10 protein-coding genes and 2 pseudogenes are annotated in these 15,379 nt (G+C 69.7%); 7 read left to right on the plus strand and 5 right to left on the minus strand.

Annotated elements, in window-relative coordinates; all coding sequences use genetic code 11:
• Window positions 1-87: 87 nt before the first annotated feature.
• From G412_RS33850 to G412_RS0110185, 4 genes are read left to right on the plus strand one after another with little or no spacing between them, the layout of a single operon-like run.
• Complete coding sequence (locus G412_RS33850) at window positions 88-1,605, plus strand: rhamnulokinase (protein ID WP_037648288.1); 1,518 nt, start codon at window positions 88-90, stop codon at window positions 1,603-1,605.
• Window positions 1,596-2,351 (plus strand): (Fe-S)-binding protein, encoded by a 756-nt coding sequence (locus G412_RS0110175; RefSeq protein WP_028812008.1) that lies wholly within the window; start codon window positions 1,596-1,598, stop codon window positions 2,349-2,351. Before G412_RS33850 ends, G412_RS0110175 begins: the two co-directional genes overlap by 10 nt.
• Window positions 2,348-3,832, plus strand: a complete 1,485-nt coding sequence (locus G412_RS0110180; RefSeq protein WP_028812009.1) for a lactate utilization protein B — start codon at window positions 2,348-2,350, stop codon at window positions 3,830-3,832. Before G412_RS0110175 ends, G412_RS0110180 begins: the two co-directional genes overlap by 4 nt.
• Window positions 3,829-4,530, plus strand: a complete 702-nt coding sequence (locus G412_RS0110185; RefSeq protein WP_037648290.1) for a LutC/YkgG family protein — start codon at window positions 3,829-3,831, stop codon at window positions 4,528-4,530. The genes G412_RS0110180 and G412_RS0110185 overlap by 4 nt, the downstream gene beginning before the upstream one ends.
• 160 nt (window positions 4,531-4,690) lie before the next feature.
• On the opposite strand, the gene G412_RS0110190 is transcribed toward G412_RS0110185, so the two are convergent.
• Window positions 4,691-5,587 (minus strand): S1 family peptidase, encoded by an 897-nt coding sequence (locus G412_RS0110190; RefSeq protein WP_028812011.1) that lies wholly within the window; start codon window positions 5,585-5,587, stop codon window positions 4,691-4,693.
• A gap of 744 nt (window positions 5,588-6,331) precedes the next feature.
• Here G412_RS0110190 and pucD point away from each other — a divergent pair.
• Both pucD and G412_RS0110200 read left to right on the plus strand, forming a co-directional pair.
• Window positions 6,332-8,680 (plus strand): xanthine dehydrogenase subunit D, encoded by a 2,349-nt coding sequence (gene pucD, locus G412_RS0110195; RefSeq protein ID WP_028812012.1) that lies wholly within the window; start codon window positions 6,332-6,334, stop codon window positions 8,678-8,680.
• A gap of 142 nt (window positions 8,681-8,822) precedes the next feature.
• Window positions 8,823-9,326: a nucleoside deaminase gene (locus tag G412_RS0110200; RefSeq protein ID WP_028812013.1), complete on the plus strand. Its 504-nt coding sequence runs from the start codon at window positions 8,823-8,825 to the stop codon at window positions 9,324-9,326.
• A gap of 208 nt (window positions 9,327-9,534) precedes the next feature.
• On the opposite strand, the gene xdhC is transcribed toward G412_RS0110200, so the two are convergent.
• The 4 genes and pseudogenes from xdhC to G412_RS41575 form a co-directional block, all read right to left on the minus strand.
• A complete protein-coding gene (xdhC, locus tag G412_RS0110205) occupies window positions 9,535-10,344 on the minus strand; it encodes a xanthine dehydrogenase accessory protein XdhC (protein ID WP_028812014.1) in 810 nt (269 codons plus the stop codon).
• Between the two features lies 1 nt (window position 10,345).
• Window positions 10,346-12,793, minus strand: a complete 2,448-nt coding sequence (gene xdhB / locus G412_RS0110210; RefSeq protein WP_028812015.1) for a xanthine dehydrogenase molybdopterin binding subunit — start codon at window positions 12,791-12,793, stop codon at window positions 10,346-10,348.
• Entirely contained in the window at window positions 12,790-14,271 is a 1,482-nt protein-coding gene (locus G412_RS0110215) for a xanthine dehydrogenase small subunit (RefSeq protein ID WP_028812016.1), read from the minus strand. Before G412_RS0110215 ends, xdhB begins: the two co-directional genes overlap by 4 nt.
• A gap of 404 nt (window positions 14,272-14,675) precedes the next feature.
• Window positions 14,676-14,913: pseudogene (locus G412_RS41575) on the minus strand (LysR substrate-binding domain-containing protein); the annotation flags it as partial.
• Between the two features lie 5 nt (window positions 14,914-14,918).
• On the opposite strand from G412_RS41575, the pseudogene G412_RS41580 reads away from it, so the two are divergent.
• Window positions 14,919-15,314, plus strand: a pseudogene (locus G412_RS41580) (DMT family transporter); the annotation flags it as partial.
• Between the last annotated feature and the right edge of the window lie 65 nt (window positions 15,315-15,379).

Consider the following 15,379-nt stretch of genomic DNA (forward strand, 5'->3'; position numbering starts at 1 on the left):
GCGGCGGCGGGCCTTCCCCACCCGCCCCCACCCGCCCCCGCCCGCACCGCCACCCGCCCCACCGAACCCGCACCACTACGAGGGCCCATGCACCCCACCCACACCTTCGCCGCCATCGACCTCGGCGCCTCCAGCGGACGCGTCATGGTCGCCAGGGTCGGCCCTGAATCCCTGCACCTGGAAGAGGTGCACCGCTTCCCGAACAGACCCGTGAGGGTCAACGGCACCCTGCACTGGGACATCCTCGCGCTGTACCGCGGCGTGCTGGACGGGCTGCGGGCGGCCGGCGCAGCGGCGGGCGGGCGGCTGGCGGGGATCGGGATCGACAGCTGGGCCGTCGACTACGGGCTGCTCGACGCCGACGGCGCGCTGCTCGGAAACCCCGTGCACTACCGGGACACCCGTACGGAAGGCGCACGGGAGAAGGTCGCCGCCGTGCTGCCGCCCGAGGAGCTGTACGCCGCCACCGGGCTCCAGCACCTGCCCTTCAACACCGTCTACCAGCTCGTCGCCGCCCAGGGCACACCGCAACTCGCGGCGGCATACCGGTCGTTGATGGTCCCCGACCTGATCTCGTACTGGCTCACGGGCCAGACCGGGACCGAGATCACCAACGCCTCCACCACTCAGCTCGTCGACCCGCGCACCCGTGACTGGTCACCGGTCGTCGCCGCCCGCCTCGGACTCGACCTCGGCCTGTTCCCGCCGCTGCGCAGCCCTGGCGACCACGCCGGACTCCTGCGGCCCGAGGTGCTGGCGGAGACGGGCCTGACCGGGCCGGTCCCGGTAACGGCCGTCGGGTCGCACGACACGGCCTCGGCGGTGGTCGGCGTACCGGCGGCGGGCGACGACTTCGCGTACATCGCCACCGGCACCTGGTCGCTGGCCGGCCTGGAACTCGACCGTCCCGTGCTCACCGAGGAGTCCAGGGCGGCGAACTTCACCAACGAGCTCGGCGTGGACGGCACCGTCCGCTACCTCCGCAACATCATGGGCCTGTGGCTCCTCCAGGAGTGCCTGCGCACCTGGGAAGCGCAGGGCACCCCGCAGGAGCTCCCCGCACTGCTCGACGACGCCGCACGGGCCGCGCCGCTGCGCTCCGTCGTCGACGCGGGCGATCCGGCGTTCCTCGCCCCGGACGACATGCCGCGCCGTATCGCGAACGCCTGCGCCCGCACCGGGCAGCCGCAGCCCCGTACGCCCGCCGAGACCACCCGCTGTGTGCTGGACTCCCTCGCGCTGGCCCACCGCCGGGCCGTCGAGGACGCCCGGACGCTCTCGGGCCGGGAGGTCAACGCCGTACACATCGTCGGCGGGGGCGCGCGCAATACCCTCCTGTGCCAGTTGACGGCGGACGCCATCGGGCTGCCGGTCGTCGCGGGACCCGCGGAGGCCGCAGCTCTCGGCAACGTACTGGTCCAGGCCCGCGCCGCCGGGGTGATCAGCGGCGGACTGGACCGGCTGCGGGCGCTGCTGCGCAACACCCAGCCCCTGCGGTACTACGATCCGGCGGGCGACCGTACGGCCTGGGACGAGGCCGCGGACCGCATCGCCACAGGCCGCATCGCCACAGGCCGAGGGAAGGAGGACGGAACATGCGCGTAGCTCTCTTCGTCACCTGCGTCAACGACACGCTCTATCCGCACACCGGGCAGGCCGTCGTACGGCTGCTGGAACGGCTGGGCGTGGAGGTCGGCTTCCCGCAGGCCCAGAGCTGCTGCGGGCAACCGCAGTTCAACACCGGCTACCGGCACGAGACCGAGCCGCTGGTACGGCGCTTCGACACGGCCTTCCAGGAGTACGAGTACGTCGTCACCCCGTCCGGCTCGTGCGCCGCGATGGTGCGCGACAACTACCCGCGGATCGGGGCCAGGGCCGCCGCCGAGGGGCGCGGCCAGGCACTCGCGGAGGCCGCGGCCCGGTCGGTTCCCAAGACGTACGAACTGACCGAGTTCCTGGTCGACGTGCTGGGCGTGACCGATGTCGGGGCGTACTTTCCGCACTCCGTCACCTATCACCCCACCTGTCACGGCCTGCGCATGCTGGGCCTGCGTGACCGGCCCCGCAGGCTGCTGGAACAGGTGAAAGGCCTCGAACTGCGCGAGCTGCCGGGCGCCGAGGAGTGCTGCGGCTTCGGCGGCACCTTCGCCGTGAAGAACCCCGCCGTATCTGCGGCGATGGGTGCGGACAAGGTACGCGACATCGTAGGCACCGGCGCCGAGGCGGTGTGCACGGTCGACAACTCCTGCCTGATGCACATCGGAGGCACGCTCGCCAAGCTGGGCTGCACGGTCCGGCCCGTGCACATCGCGGAGATTCTCGCCGCCACCGAGGAGGAGCCCTACGCATGAGCGGTACCTATCTGGGAATGCCCGCGTTCCCCAAGGCGGCACAGGACGCCGTACGCAACGAGACGCTGCGCGGCAATCTCCGCCATGCCACCCACACCATCCGCGACAAGCGCGCCAAGGCCGTGGCCGAGCTGGCGGACTGGGACCGGCTGCGGACGGCGGGCAAGGACATCAAGGACCGGACACTGCGTCACCTCGACCGCTACCTCCTCCAGTTGGAGGAGGCCGTCACGGCGGCGGGCGGGACGGTGCACTGGGCCGCCGACGCCGAGGAGGCCAACCGGATCGTCACCTATCTGGTGAAGGCGGCCGGCGGCAGTGACAGCGAGCAGCGTGAGGTCGTCAAGGTCAAGTCGATGGCCACACAGGAGATCGGGCTCAACGTGGCGCTGGAGGCCGAGGGTATCGCGGCGTACGAGACGGATCTCGCCGAGCTCATCGTGCAGCTCGGCGAGGACCGGCCGTCGCACATCCTGGTGCCCGCCATCCACCGCAACCGGGGCGAGATCCGCGACATCTTCGAGGAAAAGATGGGGAGTTGGGGCAGGCCCGCCCCGGCCGGGCTGACCGACAACCCGGCCGAACTGGCCGAGGCGGCCCGCGTCCACCTGCGGGAGAAGTTCCTGCGCGCCAAGGTCGGCGTCTCCGGCGCCAACTTCATGGTGGCGGAGACCGGCACCCTCGTCGTGGTCGAGTCCGAGGGCAACGGGCGGATGTGCCTGACCCTCCCCGAGACGCTGATCTCGGTCGTGGGCATCGAGAAGGTCGTTCCGACCTGGCAGGACCTCGAAGTGTTTCTGCAGACCCTCCCGCGCTCCTCGACGGCGGAGCGGATGAACCCGTACACGAGCATGTGGACGGGTACGACGGACGGCGACGGGCCGCAGACCTTCCACCTGGTGCTGCTCGACAACGGCCGTACGGACACACTGGCCGACGAGGTCGGGCGGCAGGCGCTGCGCTGCATCCGCTGCTCGGCCTGCCTGAATGTGTGCCCGGTGTACGAGCGGGCGGGCGGCCACGCGTACGGCTCGGTCTACCCGGGGCCGATCGGCGCGATCCTCAGCCCGCAGTTGCGCGGCACGGGGAGCGAGGTCGACGCCTCACTGCCGTACGCGTCCTCGCTGTGCGGCGCCTGTTACGACGTGTGCCCTGTCGCCATCGACATCCCGGAGGTGCTCGTACATCTGCGGGAGCGTGTGGTGGAGGGCGGCGAGGTGACCAGGAACGGGGAGCGGGTCACCATCAAGCCGGCGAAGGGGCACGCGGTCGAGCGTGCGGCGATGCGCGCGGCACGCTGGGCACTGGACCATCCGGGCGCGCTGCGGGCCGGGCAGCGGCTGGCGTCCCGTACCCGCCGCATCCATCCGAAGCGGCTGCCGGGGCCGGGGCGCGCGTGGAGCGACACGCGCACGCTGCCCGAGATGCCCGCGGAATCGTTCAGGGACTGGTGGCAGCGCACGCGCGGAGGAGCCCAGTGAGCAGCAGTAGCGGCAGCAAGAGCAGCGGGAGCAGGGAACGGGTGCTGGCGCGGGTGCGCAGGGCGCTGGCGGATGTGCCGCGCGACGAGCGACCGCAGGATGTCCGGGTGGAACGCGGCTATCTGCGCGTGCACGGCGACCGGACGACCGAGCAGACGGTCGAACTGCTCGCGGAGAACCTGGCGGACTACCGGGCGCTCGTGCACCGGGTCGACGCCGCAGGACTGCCCCGGCTGCTGAAGCGGCTCCTGGCCGCACACGGCTCGCAGTCGGTGCTCGTACCGCCGGGGCTCCCGCCCCGCTGGCTGGCCGCCGCCGATCCGGCCCTGGTGCCCGACCGGGAGGCGGACACGGCGTACGAACTCGACACCGTGGACAGCGTGGTGACGGGCTGCGCGGTCGCGATCGCCGAGACCGGCACGCTCGTCCTGGACGGCGGTCCCGACCAGGGCAGGCGCCGGATCACTCTGGTGCCCGACCACCACATCTGCGTCGTACGGGTGCCGGACCAGGTCGTCGGGTCCGTACCTGAAGCGCTCGAACGGCTGGACCCCGGGCGGCCGCAGACCTGGATTTCGGGTCCCTCCGCCACCAGCGACATCGAGCTGAACCGGGTTGAGGGCGTCCACGGCCCGCGCATGCTTGAGGTGATCCTGGTCGACGACAGGGCCGAGGGGCAGGCCCCTTCCATGCGCTGACGCACGAGCACACCGGGACGGTGTGCGGCATCGGGGCACGCGGGGCACGCCTTGTGCCCGGCCCTGCCTGTGCGACGAGCAGCCCCTGACCCACCCGCGGCAGGACGGTCCCGGCGCCCCCCGGCGCCGGGGCCGTCATCGGCAGTTGGCCGTGGGCCGGTCAGCGCCCGAGCAGGCGCTTGACCTTCTTGCCCCTGGGCGACTCGTCCAGCGTCTTCCACAGCTTGGCGGAGCCGGTGTAGGTGTAGACGCCCGGCGCTCCCTGCTCGGCGCAGCCGTCTCCGTACGACACGATGCCGATCTGGTAGACGCCCTGACGGCCGGGCAGCTTGCGGAACAGCGGGCCGCCGCTGTCACCCTGGCACGAGTCCTTGCCTTCTACGCCGGCGCAGACGTTGACCTTCTTGTCGTAGCCGGGGTAACTGGCTTTGCACTCGATGTGCGAGAGCACCGGCACCTTCACCGCACGCAGCCGGTCGGGGTACTTGGGGACCTCGGTGTCGGTGTTGCCCCAGCCCGCGACCGTGGCCGAGGCACCGGGCCGGATCAGGGCGTCGGTCCCGGCGGTCGGCAGGTGGACGGGAGCCGTGCCCCGGACCGGCTTGTCCAGCGTCAGCAGCGCCATGTCGTACGCCTGGTCGCCCTTGGCGTACCGGGGGTGGACGACGATGTCGGCCACGTTGCGCAGCGATCCCTGACGCTTGTCCGACAGCAGGGTGCGGCCGACCGTGACCTCGATGGTCTTGGCCTTGGTGCCCTCGACGCAGTGCGCGGCGGTCATCACGACGTCCTGCGAGAGCAGGCTGCCGCCGCAGAACTGCCGGTCCACGGCGCTGCCCCTGCCCTTGCTCAGCAGCGCGGTCATGAACGGGTACGAACCGTTGGGCTTCTCGACGCCGCCGATGATGTAGGCGCTGGGCCGGTCGCCGTCCTTCGCCACCGCCACCGGCGCCGCCTGGGCCGTACTCGCGCCCGATATGAAGAGGGTGAGCGCCGCGCCGGCCGCGAGACCGGCGACGGTCGTCCGCCCGGAGCGGCGGGGGAATGGAATTCGCATGGGGGGTTTCTCCGATTCGGTGAAATGACACCACGACGGCATACGGGCGCATGACGACCCACGGATCGTCAGAAACCCTGTATGCAGCGGGTGTTGTGACGCCGACCTACATTAGAAGCCCTAATGTGAGCACGTCAAAGAATCAGTGCGCAATTCCGTCGACGACAACTCGCGCTCTGTTTCCCGACATTGGTTCCCGCCTCTCTCAGACGGAAAAAGGAAGGGCCGGGTTCACTCGTCGGCCAGATTTCTTCCCGATCCCCGCCACGCACCCGCCGCCCGATGCCACGTGGGCCGCGCCCCCGCGCAGGCCACATCGTCCGGGCACGGTCGTCGTGAGGTGAAGCGGGGCTGTCGGCCCGGCCTGGCCGGGGGGGGGTGAGGCTCGGCGGCGCGGAGCCGGGCCGTTGCGGCGTCGGCGCTGGTGCCGTTGCTGCTCATGTGTGACATCCGCCTGCATACCGCGGCGCGAAGGCCACCGTCCGTCCCCCGCTACGGCCGCGACCTGCCCGAATGCCACAGCACCCATCGCCGCCGTTCACGCCATCGAGATCGCCTGGCGCTCAGGACGAGAAGGGTTCACTGATCCCCCCTTCGTACGAATCTACAAGAGGGGCCACCCCACCAGGCAACGCCTTCATGGTTTCGGTGACTGACCCTCGACAGGGCCCGGCGGATGTACTTGCGCTATTCCGCATTAACAGCACGTGAACGAGTGACGGACGGGACAGTGGAGGCTTCCTGATGACCAAGCTGACTTCTCCCGCCCGCACCCCCCAAGATCTCAATGAGTCGATCACCGGTGGGATCGGCGACAGCCCGCTGCGGCCGGACGGAACGCTCAAGGTGCGCGGGGAGTTCGCCTACTCCTCGGATCTGTGGGCGCAGGACATGCTCTGGGGCGGAACGCTGCGCAGCCCGCACCCCTATGCGCGGATCAGCTCGATCGACATCACCGAGGCCGTCAGGCACCCCGGCGTGTACGCGGTGCTGACCCACGAGGACGTCCCCGGCGAGAACGTCTACGGCCTGAAGGTCGCCGATACGCCGGCGCTTGCCGCGGACATCGTGCGCTACAAGGGCGAGCCGGTTGCCCTCGTAGCCGCCGATCACCCGGAGACGGCCCGGCGCGCGCTGGCAAAGATCGTGGTCGACTACGAGGTACTCGAACCGATCACCGACCCGGAGCTGGCCGCGCACGACGACACGCTGCCCAAGCTGCACCCCGAGCACCCCGGTGGCAACGTCGTGCGCTATCAGCCGATCATCCAGGGCGACCCGGAAGCCAGGGCCGACGTCGTGGTGTCCGATGTGTACACCATGGGCATGCAGGACCAGGCGTTCCTCGGGCCGGAGTCCGGCCTGGCCATCCCGGCCGAGGACGGCGGGGTCGACCTGTTCATCGCCACCCAGTGGCTGCACGTGGATCAGAAGCAGACGGCGCGGGCGCTCGGGCTCCCGGTCGAGAAGGTGCGCTTCACCATGTCCGGTGTCGGCGGTGCCTTCGGCGGCCGCGAGGACCTGTCCATGCAGATCCACGCCTGCATGCTGGCGCTGCACACCGGCAAGCCGGTGAAGATGGTCTACAACCGGGAAGAGTCCTTCTACGGCCACGTGCACCGGCACCCGGCGAAGATGTACTACGAGCACGGCGCGACCAAGGACGGCAAGCTCGTCTACGTCAAGGCGAAGATGTACTTCGACGGCGGCGCGTACGCCTCCAAGACCCCCGTCGTGGTCAGCAACGCCACGTCGTTGGGCGTCGGGCCGTACGAGGTCCCCAACGTCAAGATCGAGGGCTGGGGCCTGTACACGAACAACCCGCCGTGCGGTGCGATGCGTGGCCTCGGCGCCGTGCAGCCCGCGTACGCCTACGAGTCCCAGATGGACAAGCTCGCCAAGGCGCTGGACATGGACCCGGTGGAGCTGCGTCAGCTCAACGCCGTCTCCCAGGGCTCGACCATGCACACCGGGCAGGTGCTGGACTCTCCCGCGCCGGTCGCCGAGCTGCTGCAGCGCGTCAAGGACATGCCGCTGCCGCCGGAGGACGCCTGGAAGACCCCCGACGGCCAGGCCGACGTGCGCGGACTGCCGGGCGGCCTGTCGAACACCTCGCACGGCGAAGGCGTTGTCCGGGGCGTCGGCTACGCCGTGATCATCAAGAACGTCTCCTACGCGGAAGGCGTCGACGACTACTCCACGGCGCGGGTGCGGCTGGAGGTCATGGGCGGCGAGCCGGTTGCGCTGGTGCACACCGCGGCGGCCGAGGTCGGCCAGGGCCTGATCACCATGAAGCAGCAGATCGTCCGCAGCGAACTCGGTGTGGCGCGGGTCACCGTCCACGCGGCCGACACCAACGTCGGCGACGCGGGGTCGAGCTCGGCTTCCCGGCAGACCTACATCACCGGCGGTGCCGTCAAGAACGCGTGTGAAGCCGTCCGCGAGGTGCTCTTCGACCGGGCCGCCCAGCGCTTCGGTGAAAACCCCGCGGATCTGTCGGTTGCCGGCGGCAAGGTTGTTTCCAAAACCACCGGGGTCCTCGCCGATCTGGTCGACGTGCTCGGCGATGACGTGATCGAGGAAACCAGGGAATACCACCACCTGCGGACCTACCCGATGGACCCGAAGACCGGACAGAGCCGGCGGGTGCACGTCCAGCACGCTTACGCCGCGCACCGCGCGGTGGTGGAAGTGGACACCGAGCTCGGCCTGGTCAAGGTCGTGCGGTTGGACTGTGCGCAGGACGTCGGCAAGGCGATCAACCCGGATGCCGTCGTCGGACAGATCCAGGGTGGTTCCACCCAGGGGCTCGGCCTTGCCGTGATGGAGGAGATCAAGGTCAAGGACGGCAAGATCCGCAACCCGTCGTTCACCGACTACCTGATCCCGACCATTCTGGACACGCCGCCGATGACGGTGGATGTGATCGAAAGGGCTGACCCCAACTCGCCGTACGGCGTGCGTGGTGTCGGCGAGCCGCCCACCATTTCCGCCACCCCGGCGGTCGTGAACGCCATCCGCAATGCGACGGGGTTGAACCTGACTCACACCCCGGTCTCACCGGAGCACATTGTCGGCGCCCAGCCGCGCTGATCTCCCGCGGGTGTCGCCGGCCGAGCAGATCTCAAGGCGGCACCCGCAAAACCCACTTGTTGCCCGGGTGCTCTGCCCGTGCGGGACACCGCACGGGCAGAGCACCCGGGGAGTCCCCACCGTCTGCGACAAAGGAGTGACCATGACCGCGCACACCCAAGAAACCAGCATCCAGGAACTCGAGCGCACCTGGATGGACGAGGCCATCGGCCTTGCCACCAACAGCGTGAAGAACGGCGGAGGTCCGTTCGGCGCACTGATCGCCAAGGATGGCGAGATTGTCGCGATCGGGAACAACAAGGTCACTTCTAATCTGGATCCGACAGCGCATGGCGAGGTCAGCGCGATCCGTGCCGCCTGCCTGAAGCTGGGCAGCTTCTCCCTCGAGGGCTGCGTCCTGGTCACCTCGTGCGAGCCGTGCCCGATGTGTCTTTCCTCTGCCCTGTGGGCGCGAGTAGACCGGATAATCTTCGCCGCTGACCGGGATGACGCTGCGGTGGCCGGTTTCGACGACCGCAAGTTCTACGACCTGTTCGACAAGAAGCCCGCGGAGCTGTGGCCGATGGCGGTCGAGCGAGTGGACATGCCGAACCGTACGGCGCCGTTCGACGCGTGGCTGGCCAAGTCCGACCGCACGGACTACTGACCTGATCAAACGCCCCACAAGTTGTAGAAGCCTCAGGACTCACTCGCCGTGACCTGGGGCTTCTGCTTTTCCGCCGGCGACCCGGACCAGTTCCCTGCCCTGTGAGGCCGATGCCTGTTGAGGCGACGGGCACAGTCATGCCGAAAGGGTGCCCCGCGGGTGTGCGTTCGCACGAGCGCGGGGCACCCTTTCGTTCCGGGTCGAGAGGTCAGTTCCCCTCGGTTTCGAAGGTGCGCAGCAAATCCGCAGCGACGCTCACGGCGATGGTCGCGGGTTCCTTGCCGGCGATGTCGGCCAGCCCGATCGGGGTCTTGATCCGGTCGATGGTGGCCTCGTCGTGACCCCCCTCGGTGGCGAGGCGTTTGCGGAACCGCACCCACTTGGCCGCCGACCCGATCAGCCCGATGGAGCCGAGATGGGGTGTACGCAAGGCGGCGTCGCACAGAGCGGCGTCCTCGGCGTGATCATGGGTCATGATCAGGACGTGGGTGCCGTGCGGCAACTCCTCCAGCACCTCCTCCGGCAGCAGCGGCGTGTGATGCACGTGCACCTGCGCCACCGCGTCCGCCAGCACGCCGAGCCGCTCCTCGGTGAGGATGTCGGCGCGGCTGTCGATCAGATGGAGGTCGAGGTCCTGACGTGCCAGTACGCGTGCCAGTTCCAGCCCGACGTGCCCGATGCCGAAGATCGCCACCGCCCGTACCACCGGCAGTGGTTCGAGCAGCACCGAGACCGTGCCGCCGCAGCACTGGACACCATGCTGGTTGGTCACCTTGTCGTTCAAAGCGAAATCCAACAGCTCCGGCTCGGGCTTGGCCGCGGCGATCATCTCACGGGCCCGGTCGATCGAGACGGCCTCGACATTGCCGCCGCCGATCGAGCCCCACGTCCCGGTCTGCCCCACGACGAGTTTCGCACCGGCGTCGCGCGGGGCATGGCCGCGCACGGTCGCGACGGTCACCAGCACGCCGGACTCCCGGCGTGCCCGCAACCGTGCGACCGCGGCGATCCAGGTCATGTCAGGCACCGCTCAACGCTTCGGCGCCGGTTCGGACCTTGCCGTTGGCGGCGTTCCCGTTGCCGGTGTGGCCGTCGGCGGCAAACCCGTTACGGGCGTCACCGTTCCGGGAGGCATCGTCCTGGCGAGCCGCCTGGATCGCCCAGTACACCGCCTCCGGGGTCGCGGGCGAAGCCAACTCGACGCTGACCCCGCTCGGCCCGAACGCCGCGGCAGCCTGCCGCAACGCCTCTCGCACCGAGAACGCCAGCATCAGCGGAGGCTCACCCACCGCCTTGGACCCGTACACCGCGCCCTCTTCGGTGGCGTTCTCCAGCAGCGTGACGTTGAACTCCTCGGGCATCTCCGAGAAGCTCGGCAGCTTGTACGTGCTGGCAGCCTGGGTCTGCAGCCGGCCGCGGTTCGGGCCGTCACTGGTGTCCCAGCGCAGGTCCTCAAGCGTCAGCCAGCCCGCGCCCTGCACGAAACCGCCCTCGACCTGACCGATGTCGATCAGCGGGGACAGGCTGTCGCCGACGTCGTGCACGATGTCCACCCGCCGGATGCGGTAGGCGCCGGTGAAGCCGTCGACTTCCACCTCGGTCGCGGCGGCGCCGTTGGCGAAGTACTTGAACGGCGAGCCCCGGAACGTCTTCGCGTCCCAGTGCAGTCCCTCGGTCCGGTAGAAACCGGCCGCCGAGAGCTGCACTCGCTGGAAGTACGCGGCGCGCACCAGGTCGTCCCAGGCCAGCTCCTTGTCGCTGCCCAGGGCGCGCGCGACGCCCTCGACGATGCGTACGTCCGAAGCGTTCGCGCCGAGCTGGGAGCCGGCCACCTGCAGCAGCCGCTCGCGCAGCTGCTCACAGGCGTTCTTGATGGCCCCACCGTTGAGGTCCGCCCCGGAACTGGCGGCGGTGGCGGAGGTGTTGGGCACCTTGTCGGTACGCGTCGGGGCGAGGCGGACCTTGTGCAGCGGGATGCCCAGCGTGGTCGCCGCCACCTGCATCATCTTGGTGTGCAGGCCCTGGCCCATCTCGGTGCCGCCGTGGTTGATCAGGACCGAGCCGTCCTTGTAGATCAGCACCAGCGCGCCGCCCTGGTTGAAGGCGGTGAGGTTGAACGAGATGCCGAACTTGATGCCGGTGACCGCGAGCGCCCGCTTGGTGTGCGGGTGCGCGGCGTTGAAGGCGGCGATCTCGCGCTTGCGGTCGGCGATGCCACCGTTCTCCTGGACCTGCTGCCAGACGGCGGAGATCCGCTCGGCCTGCGTGACCGGCTGCCCGTACGGCGTCGTCTGGCCCTGCCCCGGCTGGTAGAAGTTGCGTTCCCGCAGCTCCATGGGGTCCAGGCCGAGCTGCGGCGCGCAGCGGCCCAGGATGTCCTCGATCACCAGCATGCCCTGCGGTCCGCCGAAGCCGCGGAAGGCGGTGTTGGAGACCGTGTTGGTCTTGGCGATGCGACCGGCGACGCGCGCGTTGGGAATCCAGTAGGTGTTGTCGATGTGGCACAGCGCTCGGGCCAGCACCGGCTCCGAGAGGTCCAGGCTCCAGCCGCCGTCCGCGACCAAGGTGGCGTCCAGGGCCTGAATGCGGCCGTCGGCGTCGAAGCCGACCTTCCACTGGGCATGGAACCCGTGCCGCTTACCGGACATGGTCAGGTCCTGGGTCCGGTTGAGCCGGAACCGGACCGGCCGGCCGGTCAGCTTGGCGCCGAGCGCGGCTACGGCCGCGAATCCGTGCGGCTGCATCTCCTTGCCGCCGAAGCCGCCACCCATCCGCAGGCACTGCACGGTCACCTCGTGGGCGGGCACGCCGAGCACGTGCGAGACGATTTCCTGGGTCTCCGACGGGTGCTGGGTGCTGCTCTGGATGAACACCTGCCCGTTCTCGTCGACCTGGGCCAGCGCCGCGTGCGTCTCGAGGTAGAAGTGCTCCTGACCGGCGAACTGGAACTCGCCGGTGATCACGTGCGCGGAGTCGGCGAAGCCTGCGTCGATGTCACCGTGCACCATCAGGGGCTGGGCGCCGTGATAGCTGCCGGCCGCCATGGCGTCCTGCAGTGTGACCAGGGAGGGCAGTTCGTCGAGTTCCACCTCGACGGCCGCCGCACCGAGCCGGGCCGCCTCCAGGGTCTCACCGAGCACCCACGCGACCGCGTGGCCGTAGAACATGACCTCGTCGGGGAACAGCGGTTCGTCGTGCTTCATCCCGGCGTCGTTGACACCGGGTACGTCGGCACCGGTCAGCACGCGGACCACGCCGGGCACGGCGAGCGCCGGCTCGGTGCGCAGCGCGGTGATCCTGCCGTGGGCCTTCATGACCTGGACCGGGTACGCGTGCAGCACGTCCTTGGTCCGATGGATCAGGTCGTCAGTGTAGAGCGCGGTGCCGGTGACGTGCTGGAAGGCACTTTCGTGCGGCATCGAGACGCCGACGACAGGCTTTTCGGGGCGCTCGGACAGATGGCTCATGAGGAAACCGCCTCGGTGGTCTGTGCGTACAGCTTCAGCAGGCTCTGGCCGAGCATCGCGGAGCGGTAGAGGGCGCTGGCGCGATGGTCGTTCATCGGTGTGCCCTCGCCCCGCAGCACGCGGGCCGCGGCGTCGGCGGTCTCCGCCGTCCACAGCTTGCCCTCCAGGGCCGCCTCGGTGGCGAGGGAGCGGATCGGGGTGGCGGCCACGCCGCCCAGGCCGATACGTGCCTTGCGGACGATCCCGTCCTCGATGTCGAGCGCGAAAGCGACCGCCACGCTGGAGATGTCGTCGAAGCGCCGCTTGGCGATCTTGTGGAAGGCCACGACCGGCGACAGCGGCAGCGGGATGCGCACCGCGCGGATCAGCTCGCCGGGACGGCGTACGCTCTGCCGGTATCCGGTGAAGTAGTCCGCCAGCGGGACCACGCGCTCACCGTCGGCGTCGGCGAGCACCACCGACGCCTCAAGGGCGAGCAGCACCGGCGGGCTGTCACCGATGGGGGAGCCGGTGCCCAGGTTGCCGCCGAGGGTCGCACCGTTGCGGATGAGCCGGGATGCGAACTGCGGGAACAGCTCGGCCAGCAGCGGGATGTCGCCGTCGAGGCGGCGTTCGATCTCGGTGAGCGTCAGCGCCGCCCCGATCTCGATGTAGTCGGACTCGACGCGCAGCTCCCGCAGTTCGGGAAGCCGGTCGATGGCGACCACGCAATCCGCCCGGCGGGACCGGATGTTCACCTCGACGCCCCAGTCCGTGGAGCCGGCGACGACCACCGCGTCGGGCCGCTCGCGCAACAGCTGCAGCGTTTCGGCCAGGGTGCTCTTGCGCAGGAACGTGCTGCCGTCCTGGGCGTACTCGGTGGCAACCGGTGCGGGCGGGGACTGCTCGCGACGCTGCGCCAGCGGGTCCTCGTCGGTGGGCGTACCGACGGCGAACGCGGCATCGCGAATCGGGCGGTAACCGGTGCAGCGACACAGGTTTCCGCTCAGCGAGTGCAGATCGAAACCGTTCGGACCGTGCTCGGCATCGGTGCTCCCGGCCGCGTCCGCACTGTCGCCCGAATCCGCGTGCGCGCACCGGTCGGGCCGGTAGTACTCGGAGGCCATGCTGCAGATGAAGCCCGGCGTGCAGTAACCGCACTGGGAGCCGCCGCGGACCGCCATCTCCTCCTGCACCGGGTGCAGGGCGGGCGGCGTGCCGGGCTCGCCGACGGTGGCGAGGCCTTCGGAGGTGATGATCTCCTGACCGTCGAGCGCCGCGGCCGGAACCAGACAGGCGTTGACCGCCACCCAGTCGGTGGGCTTGTGCACGCCGGGACGCGCCACCAGGACCGAGCAGGCGCCGCATTCACCCTCGGCACAGCCCTCCTTGGTTCCGGTGAGGCCACGCTCGCGCAGGAAATCCAGCGCTGTGGTGTGGGGCGCAGCCGGTGAGATCGGTGCTTCTTTCCCGTTGACCGTGATCCGCGCCTCTGTCATGACAGGCCTTCGCTCTGGTGCGAGATCGGTCGATTCATTGTTCGCCAATTTCAGGCAGCTTTCTGTGTTCAGACGCGCCACGTGAGAGGAGCGGGCGCAAGACGGCACGTAACAGCGACGTGCCGGAAGGAGGTGACGGGAAACCCGGAATGTGCCACAGACGGGCACATCAGAACGGCGTGCTCAGCAGCCGTGCGCGATCCGACCCGGAACCCAGGCTGTGCACTGGGCGAGGCGACCAAGATCAGAGCTGATGTACATCTGCTGGTCGCCTCCTTCCGGTAGTTATGGGTCGACGATTACCGCAAACTAGTGGCTTGGGCCACAGAGGTCAAGAGGTTTGCCGCGGTCTCTCGAGGACCGATCGGATTCGAGGCTGGGGCGCCACCACTGGGCGGTCGAGCGCCCAGGCGGATACTCCGGCGGCGGGCCCAGGGATCGTCGGACGCCAGAGCGACGTAACGGGCCTTGTGGCCGATCAGCGCGTGGGACCAAGGTTTCAGGTCGATCGGGGCACGGATGACGGCGAGGTCGCACAGTCCTTCGGCGAGGCCGCCGGTGGGAGTGTTGTGGCGGATGAGGCGCAGGTCTCTTCTCGGGCTGCTGCTCGTGCCAGCGGCGCTGGAACTCGGTGGTGTGCCGGCGGGGCGATCGAGCGGATCGGGCTCCTACTGGCCGTCACGCTGGAGTTCCTCGGCCCGCTGACCGTAGCCCTGGCCGGCTCCCGCCGCCGTATCGACCTGGTCGCCGCGGTGGCGGGTGCGGGAGCGGTGGCCGTCCGCACGCGCCCCACACCCTCCACCGACTATCTGGGCTATCTGGGCATCGGCCTGGCTCCGCTGGCCGCGACATGCTGGGCCTGCTACATCCTGCTCAACCGGACCGTCGGGGCCCGCCTGCCCGGCCTGGAAGGCTCGGCTGCCGTAGCGGCCCTCTCCGGCGTCCTCTACCTGCCCGTCGGCGCGTGGGCGCTGTGGCACCACCCGCCCACGCCCGCCGCGCTGGCCATCGCCGTGATCGTCGGAGCTAACACCGCCGCGGTCTCCACCGCACACCGTTCCCCCACGCACCGCAGCACGACATGAAGGTCATCATCGCCCGCGACCTC

This window comes from Streptomyces flavidovirens DSM 40150 (assembly GCF_000429085.1).
GTDB lineage: Bacteria > Actinomycetota > Actinomycetes > Streptomycetales > Streptomycetaceae > Streptomyces > Streptomyces flavidovirens.

Coding starts and splice junctions, on each gene's coding strand:
- xdhC (WP_028812014.1), bottom strand. CDS start 10,344: ATGACCTGGATCGCCGCGGTCGCACGGTTGCGGGCACGCCGGGAGTCC.
- G412_RS0110190 (WP_028812011.1), bottom strand. CDS start 5,587: ATGCGAATTCCATTCCCCCGCCGCTCCGGGCGGACGACCGTCGCCGGT.
- G412_RS0110215 (WP_028812016.1), bottom strand. CDS start 14,271: ATGACAGAGGCGCGGATCACGGTCAACGGGAAAGAAGCACCGATCTCA.
- G412_RS33850 (WP_037648288.1), top strand. CDS start 88: ATGCACCCCACCCACACCTTCGCCGCCATCGACCTCGGCGCCTCCAGC.
- G412_RS0110180 (WP_028812009.1), top strand. CDS start 2,348: ATGAGCGGTACCTATCTGGGAATGCCCGCGTTCCCCAAGGCGGCACAG.
- xdhB (WP_028812015.1), bottom strand. CDS start 12,793: ATGAGCCATCTGTCCGAGCGCCCCGAAAAGCCTGTCGTCGGCGTCTCG.
- G412_RS0110175 (WP_028812008.1), top strand. CDS start 1,596: ATGCGCGTAGCTCTCTTCGTCACCTGCGTCAACGACACGCTCTATCCG.
- pucD (WP_028812012.1), top strand. CDS start 6,332: ATGACCAAGCTGACTTCTCCCGCCCGCACCCCCCAAGATCTCAATGAG.
- G412_RS0110200 (WP_028812013.1), top strand. CDS start 8,823: ATGACCGCGCACACCCAAGAAACCAGCATCCAGGAACTCGAGCGCACC.